The organism is Bacillus sp. AF23 (assembly GCF_020861455.1).
Classification (GTDB): Bacteria; Bacillota; Bacilli; order Bacillales; family Bacillaceae; genus Bacillus; species Bacillus halotolerans.
The window spans coordinates 295965-316455 of the sequence record NZ_JAJHVY010000015.1 but is presented as its reverse complement, the minus strand read 5'-3'; the positions used below and the strand labels follow the sequence as shown (position 1 = coordinate 316455).

Annotated in this window: 2 protein-coding genes (1 of these 2 running past the window's edge); both read left to right on the top strand. The window is 46.3% G+C overall.

Translation table 11 applies throughout. From position 1 onward, the window contains the following. Window positions 1-6780 carry the 3' end of a non-ribosomal peptide synthetase gene (locus LNN34_RS06875; protein WP_229043027.1) on the top strand. Its footprint begins 8373 nt before the window's first position, so 6780 of the gene's 15153 nt are visible here — the last part of the coding sequence; its start codon lies beyond the left edge, outside the window; its stop codon occupies window positions 6778-6780. Then, the gene (locus LNN34_RS06870; protein WP_229043026.1) at window positions 6764-20491 is read left to right on the top strand and encodes a type I polyketide synthase; all 13728 of its coding nucleotides are present in this window, start codon (window positions 6764-6766) and stop codon (window positions 20489-20491) included. Before LNN34_RS06875 ends, LNN34_RS06870 begins: the two co-directional genes overlap by 17 nt.

Here is a 20491-nt window from a genome sequence, read left to right as displayed (position 1 = left end):
CAGGTCATTGAGGTCGAGAATCCGGAAGAGATCATTGGCCTTCATCAAAAGCTGATTGACGACAGTCAGAGGCCTGATGACAAACAGATCAAATATAAAGCTGGAGACCGCTTTGTCAAAGGCTGGCGTGAAATAGCGCGTCCGGCAGCTGCTGAGCTTCATATGCCATGGAAGGATAATGGCGTTTACCTTATCACAGGTGGAGCGGGGAGCTTAGGGCTTTTGTTTGCAAAAGAAATTGCCAATCGAGCCGTTCATCCGGCCATCATTCTTACGGGACGCTCAGTCTTAAATGAGCATAAGGAGCAGGAGCTTGAGGCTCTCCGGAAGTTGGGTGCAGAGGTTATCTATAAACAGGCTGATGTTGGAGATCAAAAGGCGGTCTCACGGCTCATGGATGAAATCAAAGAGACGTACGGCCATCTCAATGGAATTCTTCACGGTGCAGGCATCATAAAAGATCACTTCATTGTGCATAAAACAAATAAAGAGTTTCAAGAAGTGTTACAGCCAAAAGTGAACGGTTTGTTTTATCTGGATGAATGCAGCAAAGATTGGCAGTTGGACTTTTTCATCCTGTTTTCATCTGTGTCCGGTTGTTTAGGAAACATTGGACAAGCAGACTATGCAGCAGCCAATACATTTATGGATGCATTTGCCGCGTACAGAAACGCGCTTGCCATGTCTAAGAAGCGGAACGGCACAACCATTTCCTTCAACTGGCCGTTATGGAAAGAGGGCGGTATGCAAGTTGATGCTGAAATTGAAAAGAGTATGTTGAAAAACGCAGGGATGGTCCCGATGCAAAGTGATCACGGCATTAAAGCCCTTTATCAAGGAATCGCTTCAGAAAAACCGCAAGTCTTCGTGATGGAAGGTCAGCTTGCGAAAATGAAGCAAAAATTGCTCTCTGCCGGGTCTAAAATCAAACGGATGGATCATAAAAGCGCAGATAAACATAACAGCCAAACCCGTAAATTGGAACAGTCTTTCATCCAGATGGTCGGAGAGATTTTAAAAGTAAACACTGAAGATATTGATATCAATACAGAACTCAGCGAGTACGGATTCGATTCGGTTACGTTTACTGTATTTACAAACCGGATTAATGAAGTATACCGATTGGAGTTAGCGCCGACCATTTTCTTCGAATATGGAAGCATACGAAGCCTGGCTGAATATGTAATGTCTGAGTATCAGGATGAATGGCTGCGTCAAGATGTAGCCGTCAGCGGGACTGATGAACCATCCAACTCTTTACCTGCTGCAGACAGCCTGCAAGCTTCATTGAGTCACATGGTCAGCGTCATTTTAAAAGTGAACGTTGAAGATATCGATATCAATACAGAACTGAGTGAGTATGGCTTTGATTCAGTTTCATTCACTGTATTTACGAATCAGATTAATGAAGCATATCAATTGGAATTGACGCCGACCATTTTCTTTGAATATGGAAGGATTCAAAGTTTGGCTGACTATCTGATAGATGAATACAAGGAAGCTTTTGCTGAGGAGAACGTAATATCATCGGTTCCTGAAAAAGATGAAGAAACAGCTCCTGCGGCTCCAAGCATGACAAAGAGGAGAAAACAGCGCTTTAAACAGACTGTTATGCCAAAAGAGGAAAGAAACACAAAACAGACTGCCGATTATGAGCCGATCGCCATTGTCGGCATCAGCGGCCGATTCCCTGGAGCCAATGACATAGATGAATTCTGGAGAAATCTTGAGGAAGGCAAAGACAGTATCACGGAAGTCCCGAAAGACCGTTGGGATTGGCGGGAGCATTTTGGAAATCCTGACTCAGAAGCCAATAAGACTGACATCAAATGGGGCGGATTTATTGATGGTGTAGCAGAATTTGATCCGTTGTTTTTTGGGATATCACCCCGTGAAGCCCATTATGTAGATCCTCAACAGAGGCTGTTAATGGAATATGCATGGAAGGTGATAGAAGATGCCGGATGCTCGCCGCAGAGCCTTTCAGGTACAGGGACAGGCATCTTTATCGGCACAGGAAATACAGGATATAAAGATTTATTTAATAAAGAAAATCTGCCGATTGAAGGTCATGCCGCAACAGGCCATATGATTCCTTCGGTTGGTCCGAATAGAATGAGTTATTTCTTAAATACCAATGGTCCAAGTGAACCGGTAGAAACGGCTTGTTCAAGCTCGCTTGTTGCGATTCACCGTGCTGTGACTGCTATGCAAAGCGGCGACTGTGAGATGGCAATCGCAGGAGGCGTGAACACGATATTAACCGAGGAGGCGCACATTAGCTACAGCAAAGCTGGCATGCTGAGCAAAGACGGTAGATGTAAAACATTCTCTGCTGATGCGAATGGTTATGTCAGAGGAGAAGGTGTCGGAATGGTCATGCTGAAAAAGCTGGCAGATGCTGAGCGCGATGGGAATCATATTTACGGCGTCATTCGGGGTACGGCAGAAAATCACGGAGGAAGAGCCAATACTCTGACATCGCCTAATCCGAAAGCGCAAGCTGATTTGCTGGTGCGTGCATATCGCCGGGCAGGCATAGATCCGAGTACAGTCACATATATCGAAGCGCACGGAACGGGGACTGAATTGGGAGATCCGATAGAAATAAACGGGCTGAAAGCCGCGTTTAAAGAACTGTCTAATATGGATGAGCACATACAGCCGGAAGTTCCGGATCATCGATGCGGGATCGGCTCAGTTAAAAGCAATATCGGTCATTTGGAGCTGGCAGCGGGTATTTCAGGCCTGATTAAGGTACTGCTGCAGATGAAGCATAAAACCTTGGCCAAAAGCCTGCATTGCGATACGCTCAATCCTTACCTGCAGCTTACTGACAGTCCATTTTACATTGTTCAAGAAAAAGAGGAATGGAAAGCTGTCAAAGACCGGAACGGAAACGAAATCCCGCGCCGGGCAGGAATAAGTTCTTTTGGGATTGGCGGAGTAAACGCCCATATTGTGATTGAAGAATACATTCCAAAAGCAGGTTCCCGACATGCGCTTACTGAACATCCGAACATTATTGTGCTGTCGGCTAAAAATAAACAAAGGCTAATGGATCGGGCTGCACAATTGCTGGGTGCCATTCGTGACAAAAAGTATACAGATCAAGATCTGCACCGCATCGCCTACACGCTTCAAGTCGGGCGGGAAGAAATGGATGAACGTATGGCTTGTATTGCGGGCACAATGCAGGAGCTTGAAGAAAAACTGCAAGCGTATGTTGACAGCAAGGAAGGGGCTGAAGGGCTCTTCCGCGGACAGGCGAATCGAAACAAAGAAGCGTTGGCCCTTTTTTCTGCCGATGAGGACTTGGCGATGGCTATTGAGGCTTGGATCAGAAAAAGGAAATACGCCAAGCTCGCGGATTTATGGGTCAAAGGTGTCGCGGTCAATTGGGCTAAACTGTATGACGAGGCGGCCAAACCGCGTCTGATGAGCCTTCCTTCATACCCGTTTGCGAAGGATTACTATTGGCTTCCGGCAGAGGAACGTCTTTCAGAACCGGACAACATAGAGTTCGTTGATCAAAGTGAAAAGCGCACCTCATGTGTTTTGACAAAACAATGGAGCGCAAGTCCGATTGCCACAAAAACGCCGGGGACAAGGGCTGTTGCGATTCTCAGCAATGAAGAGACGGCAGACTTGGCAGCTGAAGTATCAAAGCATTTCCCGAAACATCTCATATTAAATGTGAGCCGGATTGACAATGAACAGTTAAGTAATGATTGGAAACAGTTTGACGGCCTTGTGGATTTAATCGGTTGCGGCGGACACGAGGAAGAACAGCTACATTGGATTAGCTGGATTCAAAGGCTGGTTGAAGACGGGCATAAAGAGGGAATCATGCTGCTTTGTGTGACGAAAGGGCTGGAATCATTCCAAAACCCTTCCGTGCAGATGACAGGAGCCTCCCGTGCTGGCTTGTATCGTATGCTTCAAAGCGAATACAGCCATTTGAGATCAAGGCATATGGATGCGGAAGACTCTGTTCATCCTCATATTCTCGCGAAGCAGATCGCTGAGGAGTTTTATTCCGATACTGAGGAGACAGAGGTTTGCTACAGAGAGGGCTCGAGGTACCAGGCATACTTAAAAGCGCATCCGGTAACCTGGAAAGGAATCGAAGAGCGACAGACCTTCCCGGAAGAACATGTGCTTCTCATTACAGGCGGGACAAGAGGAATCGGACTATTAAGCGCCCGGCATTTTGCGGAACACTATGGAGTAAAAAAGCTGGTTTTGACAGGACGTGAGCAGCTTCCTCCGCGAGAGGAATGGGCTCATGCTGAGACATTAAATACCTCTGCGGCGCAGAAAATTCAAGCGGTGCGGGAGCTGGAGGCACAAGGCATACAAGTTCAACTGCTGTCACTCTCTTTGTCTGATGAGACACAAGTACAGCAAGCTTTACATGAAATCAATCAAACAATGGGGCCAATTGGCGGAGTCATTCATTGTGCAGGAATAACGGACATGGATACCTTGGCGTTTATCCGCAAAACAGCTGATGATATGCAGCAGGTACTGGAGCCAAAGGTGTCGGGGCTTACAACCCTATATCACTATGTAAGTCATGAGCCACTACAGTTTTTTGTATTATTTTCTTCTGTTTCGGCCATTATTCCGGCACTTTCGGCTGGACAAGCTGATTATGCCATGGCTAACAGCTATATGGATTATTTTGCAGAAGCACATAAGGAAAGTGCGCCAATCTTCAGCATTCAGTGGCCGAATTGGAAAGAAACCGGTATGGGAGAAGTGACAAATCAAGCATATCGAGAAAGCGGCTTGCTGAGCATTACGAATTCAGAGGGCTTGCGTTTTCTGGATCAAATCTTATCTGGGACCCTGCAGCCGGTTGTCCTCCCTGCTATAACGAATCAGGAAAATTGGAAGCCAGACCGGCTGATGGAGCGGCGGATACGGCAAGAATCTGGATTGAAAGAAGAAGCTTTGCTAATATCACAACCTGAAAAAATTGGGAAAAACGCAGAGCCTGCTAAACATGAGCTGCTTTTAGATGAAACGCGGACATGGCTTGTTGCTTTGTTTTCTAAAGAGCTGAGAATCGAACGCGAACACCTGGAAATTGATGATCTATTTCAGGATTATGGTGTAGATTCTATTATCTTGGCACAGCTGCTCCAGCGTATTAATCGAAAGTTAGACGCAGCGCTCGATCCATCTATTCTTTATGAATATCCAACAATTCAGCGCTTTGCTGATTGGCTTGTAGGATCTTATGCCGAATCCTTGACTGCTCTGTTTGGAGACAAGATAGCGGAAAATGCGGAAGCATCTTCGGTAAATAGAACTGAGACAGTCACACCTCACCCTGCGGAGGATCCAGCTTCTGTCAGCCGAAGACAGGTGCCGGTGTCCTCGTCACCGAGTTCTTATGCAGAGGATGATATCGCCGTTGTCGGATTATCTTGCCGCTTTCCGGGGGCGGATACACTGGAATCATATTGGTCGTTATTATCTGAGGGACGCTCGTCAATCGGACCGGTTCCAGAAGAGCGCTGGGGTTATCAGTCACCGTATTATGCCGGAGTCATTGATCACATCAGCCATTTCGATCCTGATTTCTTCCTGCTCCATGAAGAGGATGTAAAGGCGATGGACCCGCAAGCATTATTGGTATTGGAAGAATGTTTGAAACTTTGGTATCACGCCGGATATACACCAGATGAAATAAAGGGTGAATCCATCGGTGTCTATCTTGGAGGCAGAAGCCAGCACAAGCCTGATGAAGAGAGTCTTCTTCATGCGAAGAATCCTATCGTGACAGTCGGCCAGAATTATGTAGCGGCAAATATTTCACAGTTTTTTGATGTTCGCGGCCCGAGTGTTGTGTTAGATACAGCATGTTCATCAGCTTTAGTCGGCATGAACATGGCTATTCAGGCCTTACACAGCGGGGATATGAAAGCTGCTGTAGTGGGCGGTGTCAGCTTGCTTGGTTCAGACGCCTCTCACCGGCTGTTTGAGCAGCGCGGCATTTTAAGTAAGCGTTCATCCTTCCATGTGTTTGATGAGCGTGCTGATGGCGTTGTTTTAGGTGAGGGTGTCGGAATGGTTCTGTTAAAAACGGTAAAACAGGCCATACAAGACGGAGATACCATTTATGCTGTGGTCAAAGCGGCCTCGGTCAATAATGACGGAAGAACCGCAGGGCCTGCAACACCTAATTTGGAGGCGCAAAAGGAAGTCATGAAGGCTGCGCTTGCCAAAAGCGGAAAACAGCCAGAGGACATCAGCTATCTTGAAGCAAACGGATCAGGTTCAATGGTAACCGATCTGCTTGAGCTTAAAGCGATACAATCCGTGTACCGTTCAGGGAACGCGAATCCCCTTTCGCTCGGATCAATCAAGCCGAATATCGGACACCCGCTTTGTGCTGAAGGAATCGCAAGTTTTATCAAGGTTGTTCTGATGATGAAAGAGCGCAGTGTTGTTCCATTTTTATCAGGTGATCAAGAGATGTCACATTTCGATAAGCAGAAAGCGAATCTCACGTTCAGCCGATCGCTGGAAAAATGGACAGAACCGCTGCCTGCTGCGGCCATTAACTGCTTTGCCGATGGGGGGACAAACGCCCATGTCATTTTAGAGGCGTGGGATGAAGATAAACAACGTGTGATTAAGCGTAGTCCAATATCGCCTCCTGAATTAAAGAAACGGGTGTTTTCGGCTGGCGCGTCAAAGCCGGAAGAGGAGACCTTAAAAATGGGCACAGCAAACATATGGGATACTTATGAAGTGGAGGTCTAACGTGAAAAATATAACGAAGCAACTCACTCTATCGTTAAAAAATCCGTTTATTTATCACCATGTGGTTTACGGACAACATGTTCTTCCGGGTTTGGCTTATATTGATATGATTTACCAGATATTCAGAGAACACGGCTATTCCTTCTCAGAGCTTCAGCTGCGGAACTTATCCATTTACCAGCCGTTGACTGCTAGACAGGATTCGGTAACTATGCTCGATATCGATTGCACGGAGAAAAATGAAGGGCATTGGCAAATATCAGTTAAAGGCTTCGAAAAACGCCGTGATAAAGAAGCGTCAGATGAAAAGCTCTATATGAAGGCTGATATGCACACCGACGTGCCGGCAGTGTTTGAAGAAACACTGGAGCTCAATCACCTCAAAGCAACTTCGGACACGATTGTCCAGCTCGATGATGTGTATGAACAGTGCAGACGTCAGGAACTTGTGCATAGCGGATATATGAAAGCGAATGGACATATTTATGAAGAGGAAGAAGGTGTGCTCCTTGATCTTTCTCTTGGCTCCGAAGCCATGCTTCATGCAGAAGGCTTTATGTTTCATCCGGCTCTCATTGATGGGAGCGGAGTGGGAGCCAACAATTTGCTTACATCCTTGCTTAAAGGGGAACAGAGGCTGTTTTTGCCTCTGTTCTATGAATCCTTTTCTGCTTCAGCCCTTTTGCAGACGCATTGCATGACAAGAATTAAGCGTTCATCTGTCCGTCAGGAAAAAGAGCTTATTTATGTAACGCTTGAATTTTTTAATGCTTCGGGAGAAAAGGTGGCTGAACTGAAAAACTTCACAAGTAAATTAGTGCGTGAAGCAGAGCTTATTCATGGAGGCCGCAAGGATTTGCCTCAAAGCCAGGAGGCGAGAAAAGATACAGCCGAATTTTCACAGGCTGCAGAAGGAATCAAAGAGGTGTCATCGTCAGCCGAGAGTACGGGGACATACGAGGCAGCTGAACAATTCGTCAGCCAATTAATCGCAGACAAAATCAATAAGCCGGTCGAACAGATTGAAAAGCAGGTCGGCTATTATCAAATGGGCCTGAATTCTTCCGGGTTGCTTGAAGTGGTAGAAACCATCAGTGACAAAATTGGTGAGAGCCTTTCACCGACGCTCCTGTTTGAGCATACCACGATTGCGGAGCTGTCAGCGTTTCTTGCCCAGGAGTACGGTGAGCATTTTACCGCCTCTCATTCTATTGATCAGAATGAACAAAAGCGTGCCGCTTTTCGCGCAATCGATCGCGGTACTGCTGAAAGCCGGAAGAGACGTGTACATGAGGATTCAGCACGAACTGCACCTCTGAAGGCAGCGGAGGGAGACATTGCGATTATCGGCATGGCGGGCCGGTACCCGAAGGCAAACAATATTCATGACTTTTGGAACAATCTGAAAGAGGGAATGGATTGCATTAGCGAGATTCCCGAGTCGCGCTGGGATGTGAGGCGCTTTGAAGGAATCACCTCCCCTTCAGGCAAAAGCATTTCTAAGTGGGGCGGATTTATTGATGATCCTGATTGTTTTGATCCCCAATTTTTCAGAATCACGCCTAGAGAAGCGGAGACAATGGATCCTCAGGAGCGGCTGTTTTTAGAAACATGCTGGGAAACGATTGAGGATGCTGGCTACACGCCGAAGACGTTGGCCACACCTAGAGGACGGAACAAAAGACAGCATGTAGGTGTTTTTGCCGGCGTCATGCACAAGGACTATACATTAGTCGGTGCTGAAGCAGCATCGAAGGAAAATGTGTTCCCTCTCTCTCTCAACTACGCGCAAATTGCCAACAGAGTGTCCTATTTTTGCAATTTCCACGGTCCGAGTATGGCGGTTGATACGGTATGTTCCTCATCTTTAACTGCCGTACATCTGGCGTTGGAAAGCCTTCGCCACGGAGAGTGCGAGGTCGCATTAGCCGGCGGTGTTAACCTTTCTCTGCACCCAAATAAGTATATGACGTACGGTGTTTGGGATATGTTTTCCACTGACGGGCACTGCCGCACGTTTGGCAAGGATGGGGACGGCTATGTGCCGGCAGAAGGAATTGGTGCGGTCTTATTAAAGCCTTTGCGCCAGGCCGAGAAAGATGGAGATCGGATTTATGCAGTAATTAAAGGAAGTGCAGTCAACCATGTAGGAACTGTAAGCGGGATTTCTGTGCCAAGTCCTGTTTCACAAGCTGATCTGATTGAGACATGCTTGGAGAAAACAGGGATTGACCCGCGGACTGTCAGTTATGTGGAAGCGCACGGAACCGGTACGTCTTTAGGAGATCCGATCGAATTACAGGGTCTGGTAAAAGCGTTCCGCCAATATACAGAGGATCGTCAGTTCTGTTCAATCGGTTCTGTCAAGTCAAATATCGGGCATGCGGAATCCGCCGCAGGTATCAGCGGTTTAAGCAAAGTCGCCCTTCAGCTTCACCATCAAACCCTCGTGCCTTCTTTGCATTCAGAAGAGCTGAACCCGTACGTTGACTTTGAAAAGTCGCCATTTTATGTGCAGCATAAAACCGAAACTTGGAAGCAGCCTGTTATCAATGAGAATGGTGAGGGAATCATCTATCCGCGCCGGGCAAGCATCAGTTCGTTCGGTGCAACGGGTTCTAATGCCCATATGATTTTAGAAGAATACATTCCTGAAGCAGCGGAGCAGACTGTGTCTGTACCTGACACCACACCGGTGATTCTTCCGCTTTCTGCCCGGAATCAAGAACGTCTTCATGTGTATGCGGAACGTCTCCTCGATTTTCTTCATGAGGGTCTTGAAATCAGAGATGTGGCTTATACATTGCAGATTGGCCGTGAGCCGATGGAAGAGCGGGTTGCTTTTTTGGCAGGCGGGATTCAAGAATTGAGAGGTCAATTAGAAGCATATCTAAAAGGACAGGAAACCATTGAGCATTGCTGGAAGGGCCGAATGACAAAAGAAACCGGTGATATTTCAATTTCCGCGGAAATAGTACATAAATGGCTGGAACAAGAAAATCTAAACCTGATCGCTGAAAAATGGGCCGGCGGATCTGCGGTTGATTGGAAGCTCTTATACGGGGAAAACAAACCTAAGCGGGTCAGCTTGCCGACATACCCTTTCGCAAAAGTGCGGTATTGGGTGCCGGAGAAAAAGACAGAGACTGACTTGCCAAAACAGAATTTGACCCAAGGCCATGCCATTCATCCTCTCTTGCACGAAAATGTGTCTGACATGTCGGGCGTGCGTTTTCGTTCAGAGTTCACAGGGCGTGAATTTTTCTTAAAGGATCATGTCATTAAAGGTCAGCACATTTTACCCGGTGCAGCCTTGTTAGAAATGGTTCGGGCAGCTGCAGAAAAGGCGGCTGCGAACCAGATGCATGCAGATATTCGTCTTCAGGACATCGTTTGGATTCGCCCTGTTGCCGTCACAGATCTGCAATCAGACATATACATTCACCTTTATCCGGAAGACAATGGTGATATTTTGTTCGAAATCTGCAGGGAGAGTGACAGTGCGGGGGAGGAACCGGTGATATACGGCCAAGGAAGCGTTGTGCTTTGCCAGACTGAAGAAGCTCCTAAACTGAATATTGAAGAGGTGAAAGCAAGCTGCAGTAGACGCATTCTGCCGCCTGCTGTATGCTATGACGCTTATGCGGAAATGGGAATTGAGTACGGTGACGGCCACAGAGCGATTGATACTATATATGTCGGGGCAAACGAAGCTCTAGCTAAATTGAGTTTGCCGTCTGTCGTTTCACATACCCAAGATCATTATGTTTTGCATCCGAGCATGATTGATGCGGCATTTCAAGCTTCTATCGGTCTGAGGCTTGGAACAGAGGATGCCAGTTTGACAGAAAGCAAAGCAATGCTGCCTTTCGCATTGCAGGATGTCCAAATTTTCAAAGATTGTGAGCCTTCGATGTGGGCCCGCGTGAAATACAGCGAGGACAGTACCGCTGCGGATCGTATTCAGAAGCTTGACATCGATTTGTGTAATGAAGCGGGCCAGGTATGCGTGCGAATGAAAGGTTATTCTGCCAGAACTCTAGAAAACGAGACAGATTTAGCAACTGGCATACTTTTATTCGAGCATATATGGGAAGAAGCAGCTGTTTCAGAGAAAAATGAGTTAATGGAATATCAGAGGCATAAAGTTATTGTTTGTGATATGGCAGAAAGGCAAATCGAAAGAATCCGGAACAAGTTTGACTGTACGGTATTGGAAAAAAGCGGGCAAGCAGTTCATGAGCGGTTTAAAGCGTATGCTTTACAGTTATTCGAAGACATTCAACAGCTGCTAAACTCAAAACCTGGCGGGAATGTGCTCGTTCAAGTCGCTGTTCCTGCATTGGATGAACCGCAGCTGCTAAACGGCTTAGCGGGACTTCTCAAAACGGCCCAGCTGGAAAACCCAGCATTCAATGGCCAGCTGATTGAATTTGATTCAGGGATATCTGCAACCGATCTGGCTGAAAAATTAGCAGAATGCAGGCAATATCCTCATGATAACCATATCCGATATTGGCAAGGAAAACGGTATGTAAGCAAATGGAAAGAGGCGGCAGCTGATCAACCCGGCACCGACATGCCATGGAAGGATAAAGGGGTTTATCTGATTACAGGCGGTGCAGGGGGGCTTGGTTTCCTATTTGCAAACGAAATTGCAAACAAAACGCGTGAGGCTGTCATGATTCTCACAGGCAGGTCTCCGCTCAATGAAAGAAAGCAGTCACAGCTTCAGAAGTTACAGGAAATGGGCGCGCGTGTTGTTTATAGACAAACCGATATGACTGAAAAAGAAGCTGTTTATGCTTTAACGAAAGAGATTCAAGAGGAATATGGCGGCTTAAATGGCATCATTCATAGCGCAGGCATTATAAAAGATAATTTCATTATTAAGAAAAAGAAAGACGAGATTCAAGATGTGCTCGCTCCAAAGGTCACCGGCCTGATTCATCTTGACGAAGCAACGAAAGATATCCCGCTCGACTTTTTTATCCTTTTTTCTTCAAATGCCGGGACAGTGGGAAGTGCAGGACAGTCGGATTACGCAATGGCAAATGCTTTTATGAATACATTCAGCGAGTACCGGAATGTCCAAGCAGCACATCACAAGCGCTACGGGAAAACCCTTTCCATGAGCTGGCCGCTGTGGAAAGACGGGGGCATGCATGTTGATGCTGAAACCGAAAGGATGCTGACGAGAGATACGGGTATGGTCGCCATGGAAACAGATGACGGAATTCAGGCATTATACCATGGGTGGGCCTCAGGAAAATCGCAGCTGATGGTGGCTGCAGGCGCGGTAAGCAAAATCCATTCATTTTTGGATCAAACAGGAAATGGGCAATCTCCAAATGGAAAATACAAAAGTGAAATTCAGCATGCTGAAAATGCGAGTTCCGTGATGGGAGCCGACGAAGAGATGCTGAGAGAAAAAGCAGAGGATTATTTCAAGAGTGTGCTTTCCTCAGTTACAAAGCTGCCTGTCAGCCAGATTGACGCCGAAGCTCCAATGGAGGATTACGGAATCGATTCAATTATGATCATGCATGTTACCGGACAATTAGAAAAAGTATTCGGTTCATTGTCTAAAACCTTGTTCTTTGAATACCTCAATATTCGGTCATTATCACAGTATTTTACTGAATCACATAGAGAAAAGCTGTTACACATCTTGGGGATTGAATCAGAAACATCTTCTTCAATAGAGGAAAATAGAAAGCCAGATTCTGAGACCGAAGAGAAAAAAGAAATTCCGGTTCGCCGCAGAAAGCCCGGATTCGTCCCCATGCAAAGAAACGGGCAAAAGCAGTCTGCTGAAAAAGAAACGGAAGAGATTGCGATTATCGGAATCTCCGGACGCTATCCGCAAGCAGACAACATCCATGAACTGTGGAAAAACTTGAGGGACGGACACGACTGTATTACCGAGATTCCTGAAGACCGCTGGGACCACAGTCTCTATTACGATAAAGATAAGGACAAACCAGAAAAAACGTACAGCAAGTGGGGAGGCTTTATTAAGGATGTAGATAAGTTTGACCCGCAATTTTTTCATATCTCTCCTCGTGAAGCAAAATTAATGGATCCGCAGGAGCGTTTATTTTTGCAATGTGTTTACGAAACGATGGAGGATGCCGGATATACAAGAGAGCACCTCGGCCGTAAACAGGATGCTGAGCTTGGCGGAAACGTAGGCGTTTACGTCGGTGTCATGTACGAAGAATATCAGCTGTACGGAGCGCAAGAACAAGCGCGTGGCCGGTCTCTGGCTTTACCGGGAAATCCGTCCTCTGTAGCAAACCGGGTATCCTATTATTTCGATTTCCATGGACCGAGTATGGCTCTGGATACGATGTGCTCTTCTTCATTGACCGCTATACATTTGGCTTGCCAAAGCTTGCAGCGCGGTGAATGTGAGGCAGCTTTCGCAGGGGGAGTCAATGTTTCAATCCACCCCAATAAATATTTGATGCTTGGACAGAACAAATTTATGTCAAGCAAAGGCAGGTGTGAAAGCTTTGGACAGGGAGGAGACGGCTATGTGCCGGGAGAAGGCGTTGGAGCTGTACTCCTTAAGCCATTGTCCAAAGCGATTGAAGATGGCGATCACATTTATGGAGTCATTAAGGGCACAGCCATTAACCACGGAGGAAAAACAAACGGATACTCAGTCCCTAATCCGAAAGCCCAGGCAGAGGTCATTAAAAAGGCGGTTACAGAGGCGCAAATTGACCCGCGGGCTATCAGTTATATCGAAGCGCATGGCACAGGCACTTCACTCGGAGATCCTATTGAAATAACAGGACTGGCTAAAGTGTTCTCAGAACATACGAAAGACAAACAATTTTGTGCCATAGGCTCAGCCAAATCAAATATCGGGCACTGTGAGAGTGCAGCGGGCATTGCGGGATTAACAAAGGTATTGCTTCAAATGAAATACAGACAGCTGGCGCCCTCCCTTCATTCAAAAGTGCTGAATCCGAATATTGACTTCTTCAATTCTCCATTCAAAGTCCAGCAAGAGCTTGAAGAATGGAAGAAGCCGATCATTGAAGTAAATGGAAAAGAAATTGAATATCCACGAATCGCAGGCCTCTCATCATTTGGCGCCGGAGGGGGTAACGCCCATATTCTAATAGAAGAATATGCTTCGAAATCTGAGCCAGAGCATTCTTCAGCGGGACAGACGGCTGTTATTGTGCTCTCAGCAAAAAATGAAGAGAGACTTCAAACACGGGCGGAACGATTGCTGGATGCTCTCCGTGAGGGGCGTTATTCTGAAGCCGATCTGCCTCGTATCGCATATACGCTTCAGGTCGGACGGGAAGCAATGAATGAGCGTTTGGCGTTTGTGGCTGAAAATATGCAGGAGCTTAAAGAAAAGCTGAATGATTTTATATCTGGAAAAGAACACATTGATCACTTATATCGGGGACAAGTGAAGCGAAATAAAGAAACCATAGCAGTTTTTGCGGCTGATGAAGATATGGCGAAGACAATTGAAGCATGGGTTCGCAAAGGAAAATTCGCAAAGCTTTTAGACCTCTGGGTCAAAGGGTTAAATATCGATTGGAACATGCTTTATCAAAATGGTAAGCCGCGCCGTATCAGCTTGCCTGCCTATCCTTTTGCAAGAGACCGTTATTGGATAGAAGAAACTGTGGTGAAGACAGTTGAAAAAAGACCGGTGAAGCCGGCTGTTACACCACAGTCAGTCATCCAAGCGCCATTTATTCCGGAAAAAGTCAGCGATAAGCCTGCCAATATTTCGTTACAGCCTTTGATGGCAAGCAGTCAGGAAACACCGCAAAGTACATCTGTTCTGCTGCAGCCGGTTAGAAAGCAGCAAACCATAACTGCTGAAGTCTTATGTGATGAATTGTCGGCAAGCTTAGCAGACGTGTTATATATGGATCAAAATGAAATCGACCCGGACGAGGCATTCATTGATATCGGCATGGACTCCATTACCGGTCTTGAATGGATAAAATCAATCAATAAGAAATTTGGTACATCGCTTCTTGTGACCAAGGTTTATGATTATCCGACAATCCGTGATTTTGCCGCTTTCTTAAAAGATGAAGTAAGCACACAAGCTGATGGAGAAAATGCAGAAAACCATCAGCAAAAATCAGAGGAGACGTATACACCGATACAACGGGAATCCACCTCATCTAAACCGGATAATATTTCGTTGCAGCCTTTAGGCTATCATGAGCTGGAGCAGCAGAAACCAGTTGAAGACATTCAATATGCAGCTGCGGAAATTTCTGCTTCCAGTCAATATGCTGGAACAATTGAAACACTGAATGATGAATTAAAGGAAAGCATTGCTGAAGTGTTATGCATGGATTCCCAAGAGGTCGATATCGATGACACCTTTATCGATATCGGAATGGACTCCATTACAGGACTAGAATGGATAAAAGCAATCAATAAGCAATATGGCACATCATTTTCAGTTACCAAAGTTTATGATTATCCAACAATTCGTCAGTTTGCAAATATGTTAAAAGCCGAGCTTGTCAATCATAGTAATAGAAGTAAAGAAATAGCGGATGAGCTTTTCCAAGAGAATAAACAGCCTGAAGCACCAGCTAAAGCGAAACCCGCGGAGCGTTCGATTCAGCCCGTTCGGCTGCCAGCGATGAAAGCGCCTGAACAGAAACCAGACCGATCTCATCAAGGTTACCGAGACGATGCGATAGCCATAGTCGGGATGGCAGGCAGATACCCCGGTGCCAAGGATGTAAGAGAATATTGGGATCATCTGGTCAATGCAAGAAATGCGATCCGTGACATTCCGAAATCACGGTGGGATGTAGACAAATACTATGACCCGGCACTGAATCAAAAGGGGAAAGTCTACTGCAAATCACTGGGGATGCTGGATGATATTGAACATTTTGATCCGCTGTTTTTTAATATTCCGCCGTCAGAAGCTGAACTGATAGACCCGCAGCATCGAATCTTTTTGCAGGAAGGCTATAAAGCATTCGAGGATGCCGGATATAATGCGCAAACGTTAAGCAATAAAAAGTGCGGTGTTTATCTTGGCATTATGAGCAATGAATACGGAGTGATGCTGAATCGGAATCAGGCAAGAGCAAGCGCCACCGGAAACAGCTTTGCGATAGCGGCAGCGCGTATTCCGTATTATCTCAATTTAAAAGGGCCGGCGATTCCGATCGATACGGCATGCTCATCCTCACTAGTCGGTACACATTTAGCGCGTCAAGCATTAGTAAACAAAGAAATTGATATGGCGCTGGTGGGAGGAGTCACCTTATACCTGACACCGGAATCTTACATCAGTATGTGTGAAGCCGGCATGCTGTCTCCTGATGGACAATGCAAAGCATTTGATAATGGCGCAAATGGTTTTGTTCCCGGAGAAGGGGCAGGAGCGCTCGTTTTGAAACGGCTGAAAGATGCAGAAGCGGATCGTGATCACATCTATGGTGTTATTATCGGTTCGGGCATTAATCAGGACGGGAAAACAAACGGAATTACGGCACCGAGCGTGAAAAGCCAAATGGATCTGGAACGGGATATATATGAGACATATGGCATACATCCTGAAAGCATTAGCTATGTTGAAATGCACGGCACCGGAACAAAACAAGGAGATCCAATAGAATTAGAGGCGCTGTCAACCGTATTTAAAGAGAAAACAGACAAAAAGCAATTTTGTGCGATCGGTTCAGTGAAAAGCAACATTGGCCATACATCAGCGGCAGCGGGTGTTGCCGGGGTTCAAAAAGTGCTGATGTGCATGAAACATAAAACGCTGGTGCCTACATTGAACTTCTCTGAACCTAATGAGCATTTTCAATTTGAAGAATCGCCTTTGTATGTAAACACTGAGCTTAAGCATTGGGAAACGGCTGATAGAAAACCGCGGCGGGCCTGTGTGAGTTCTTTTGGATATAGCGGAACGAACGCCCACATCGTGATTGAAGAATATCAGTCTGATAGAAACAAGGATCCATTGCCAGATTGCCATCATTCAAAGTTATTTGTGCTCTCAGCGAAAAAGAGGCAGCAATTGAAGGCTTATGCCCAATCGATGAGAGACTTCGCAGATTCTAATAAAGATATCAATCTGGATGATATGGCATATACCCTTCAGACTGGCCGGGAACCAATGGACTACCGAATGGCATTTTTGGCTGATTCGAGAGAAATGCTTATCAAAACGCTTGAAGACTATATTGCAGATATTCCGAATACAGAAATGTATGACGCGCATGTCAAAACGAAGAAAAGTGAAATGAAAGTGTTTGAAACAGATAATGACGCCAAAGCCCTGCTGGAAACGTGGATTGAGAAAAAAAGGCTGGAGAAGCTGGCGGAATTATGGGTAAAAGGATTGCGAATAAACTGGAACGAGCTTTATGGCGATCACATGCCTCGACGAATCAGTCTGCCTGCTTATCCGTTTGCAGAAGAGTACTATTGGCTGCCTAATGAAGATGCTGCAGAAAAAGACAGCCGTTCGGCATTGGCTACACGGCCTACGAAACAGAGCTTGTTACAAAAACAGTGGCAGTATTGCCCGATTACATCAGCAGAACGTAGGAGCCGAACGGTTGCCATATTGGCAAACGCAGAAACAAGGTCATTGGCTGGAGAGCTTTCCCAGTATTTCTCGAGCTATCGCATTATTGACAGCCAAGAGCTTGAGCATCTGTCAGACGCCGACTGGGAAAATGTCGGCGGAGCAGTGGATTTGATCGGATGCGGAATGAGCCATGAGCAATCGCTAAACTGGATCAGTTGGCTGCAAAAACTGATTGAGTTTGGCCGTAAACACAAGCAAGAATTGACTGTCTTGTGTGTGACGAAGGGGCTCGAGTCTTACGAAAATAAAGCTGTTAATCTGTCCGGTGCATCCCGGGCCGGTCTATACCGAATGCTCCAAAGTGAATACAGTCACCTTACATCAAGACATATGGACACAGACCATGTAACAGCCGAAAAAGAGCTGGCCAGACAGATTGCAGATGAATTTAATGCTGACAGCACAGACACCGAAGTCTGTTATCGAGACGGACGGCGTTATCGCGCATATTTGGACGAGCGAACAGCAGATGCTGTTAATCAAAAAGAATTATCGTTTCCGTCAGACCAGGTGTTGCTGATTACAGGGGGGACAAGAGGGCTTGGATTGGTGTGTGCGCGTCATTTTGTGCAAACATACGGGGTGAAACGATTGGTTCTCACCGGCCGTGAAGTCATGCCCCCGCGTGAACAGTGGGAGTTTCTTAAAGCGAAAAACACGCCGCTTGCTCAGAAATTGAAAGCCATCCAAGAGTTGGAAGCAATGGGCGCTCAAGTACAAGTACTGTCTCTTCAGCTATCCGATCCGCTTGCTGTCAAACAAAGCATCGAGACGATTCAGCAAACGATGGGAGCGATTGGCGGAGTGATTCATTGTGCCGGGGCAGTGAATAAACATAACCCGGCATTTATAAGAAAATCAGCAGAAGAAATTCAAGCCGTGCTGGAGCCGAAAGTCGGAGGGCTTCAAACCTTATTTGACCTGCTCAAAGATGAGCCGCTGCAATTCTTTGTTTTATTTTCATCTGTATCAGCGACCGTCCCTGTGCTTGCGGCCGGACAAGCTGATTATGCAATGGCGAATGCATTTATGGATTATTTTGCAGAATCACATAAAGATAAATATCCGATCGTCAGCATTCAGTGGCCAAATTGGAAGGAGACCGGCTTAGGCGAGGTTCGAAGCAAAGCTTTAGAACAGACCGGACTGTTAGGCTTGAATAACGAGGAGGGATTGCAGCTTCTGGATCAGATTCTTTCTGAAAAACAACAAGCTGTTGTCCTGCCCGCGATTCACCATACAGATGTATGGCAGCCGGGTAAGCTCATGCAGCACTCACTGACGGATAAGGCTTTCCAACGTGCTGAGACAAGAGAATCAGACAGCGCTCAAAGCTTGTTCCATGGAACAGTAGAATGGCTTGTGACTATTTTTTCTGACGAGCTGAAGATAGGCGCCGAAGACCTTGAAACTGATGAGCCTTTTCAAGAATACGGAGTAGATTCGATTATTTTAGCGCAGCTATTACAGCAGATTAATCAAAAGTTAAAAGGAGATATCGATCCATCTATTTTATTTGAATACCCCACAATAGAATCTTTTGCAAAGTGGCTGATTTCTGAATATAAATCTGCCTTACCAGATGCTGTACATTCAGCTACCTCAAAAGGACACGTGCCTGATGCGGCATCATTGCCGCCCGATCAGGCTTCCGCGGCGAAACAGCAAATGCAAAAGGCAAGCGACATAAAACCGGCGCTTCATGCAGAAGACATCGCGATCGTTGGCCTGACATGCCGATTTCCCGGAGCGGAAACGCTGGAGGCATACTGGGATTTAATACGTGACGGTCGATCAGAGATCAAACCTGTGCCGCCTGCACGCTTTGGCAATTCCAGCTCGTATTATGCCGGGGTAATTGAGAATCTGAACCGATTTGATCCTGATTTCTTCCTGATGTCCGATGATGATGTCAGAGCAATGGACCCGCAGGCTTTGGCAGTATTGGAAGAAAGTCTGAAGCTGATGTATCACGCCGGGTACACCGAAAAGGAAATGAAAGGCATGCGGGCTGGTGTCTATATAGGAGGTCGCAGTCAGCACAAGCCTGATCAATACAGTCTTTCAAAAGCGAGAAATCCGATTGTTGCTGGAGGACAAAACTATTTAGCCGCTAATATTTCACAATTTTTTGATTTACGAGGACCGAGTATTGTTTTGGATACAGCTTGTTCCTCTGCATTGGTCGGCATGAATATGGCCATTCAGGCTTTACGAAGCGGAGATATCGAGGCAGCGGTTGTCGGCGGTGTCAGTTTGCTCGATACAGATGCACATCGAATGTTTCAGGAACGCGGACTTTTAAGTGACAAGCCGTCTTTCCATGTATTTGACAAGCGAGCAGAAGGCGTCGTTTTAGGAGAAGGCGTGGGAATGGTTTTAGTCAAAACGGTCAGCCAAGCACTTGAAGACGGAGATTCCATTTATGCTGTCATTAAAGCCGCAGCTGTAAACAATGACGGAAGAACGGCAGGCCCGTCCGCGCCGAATCTTGAGGCGCAAAAGGACGTGATGCTGTCGGCGCTTGAGAAAAGCGGCAAAAAGCCTGAAGAAATCAGTTATCTCGAAGCAAATGGATCTGGTTCAGTTGTGACGGACTTGCTTGAGCTTAAGGCGATTCAAGCGATTTACCGTTCCCGCTGCAATGCTCCATTAGGATTGGGGTCGGTTAAACCTAACATCGGCCACCCTTTATGCGCGGAAGGGATAGCAAGCCTGATTAAGGTCGCTTTGATGCTGAAACATAGACAATTGGTTCCGTTCCTGTCAGGTGATGAGAAAATGACGCATTTTAATATTGAGGAAACGGATTTGTACTTTTGTAAAACACAAGCCGAGTGGAAAGAGAAAACGCCGGCTGCAGCGATTAATTGTTTTGCCGATGGAGGAACGAATGCCCACTTGATTATAGAAGCCTGGGATGACTCGGCTGATCGGCCGATCAGAAGAAAGCCTTTGCCGCTGCCGGCACTGCATCGGCGGCCCGTTTTAACAGAGAATCGAGCCCTATCAGCTCAAACTGAGCGGGGACAAGGGTTTTCAGACAAGAGTGCTCCTAAAGAAATGTTTTGGAAAACTTTCAAATAA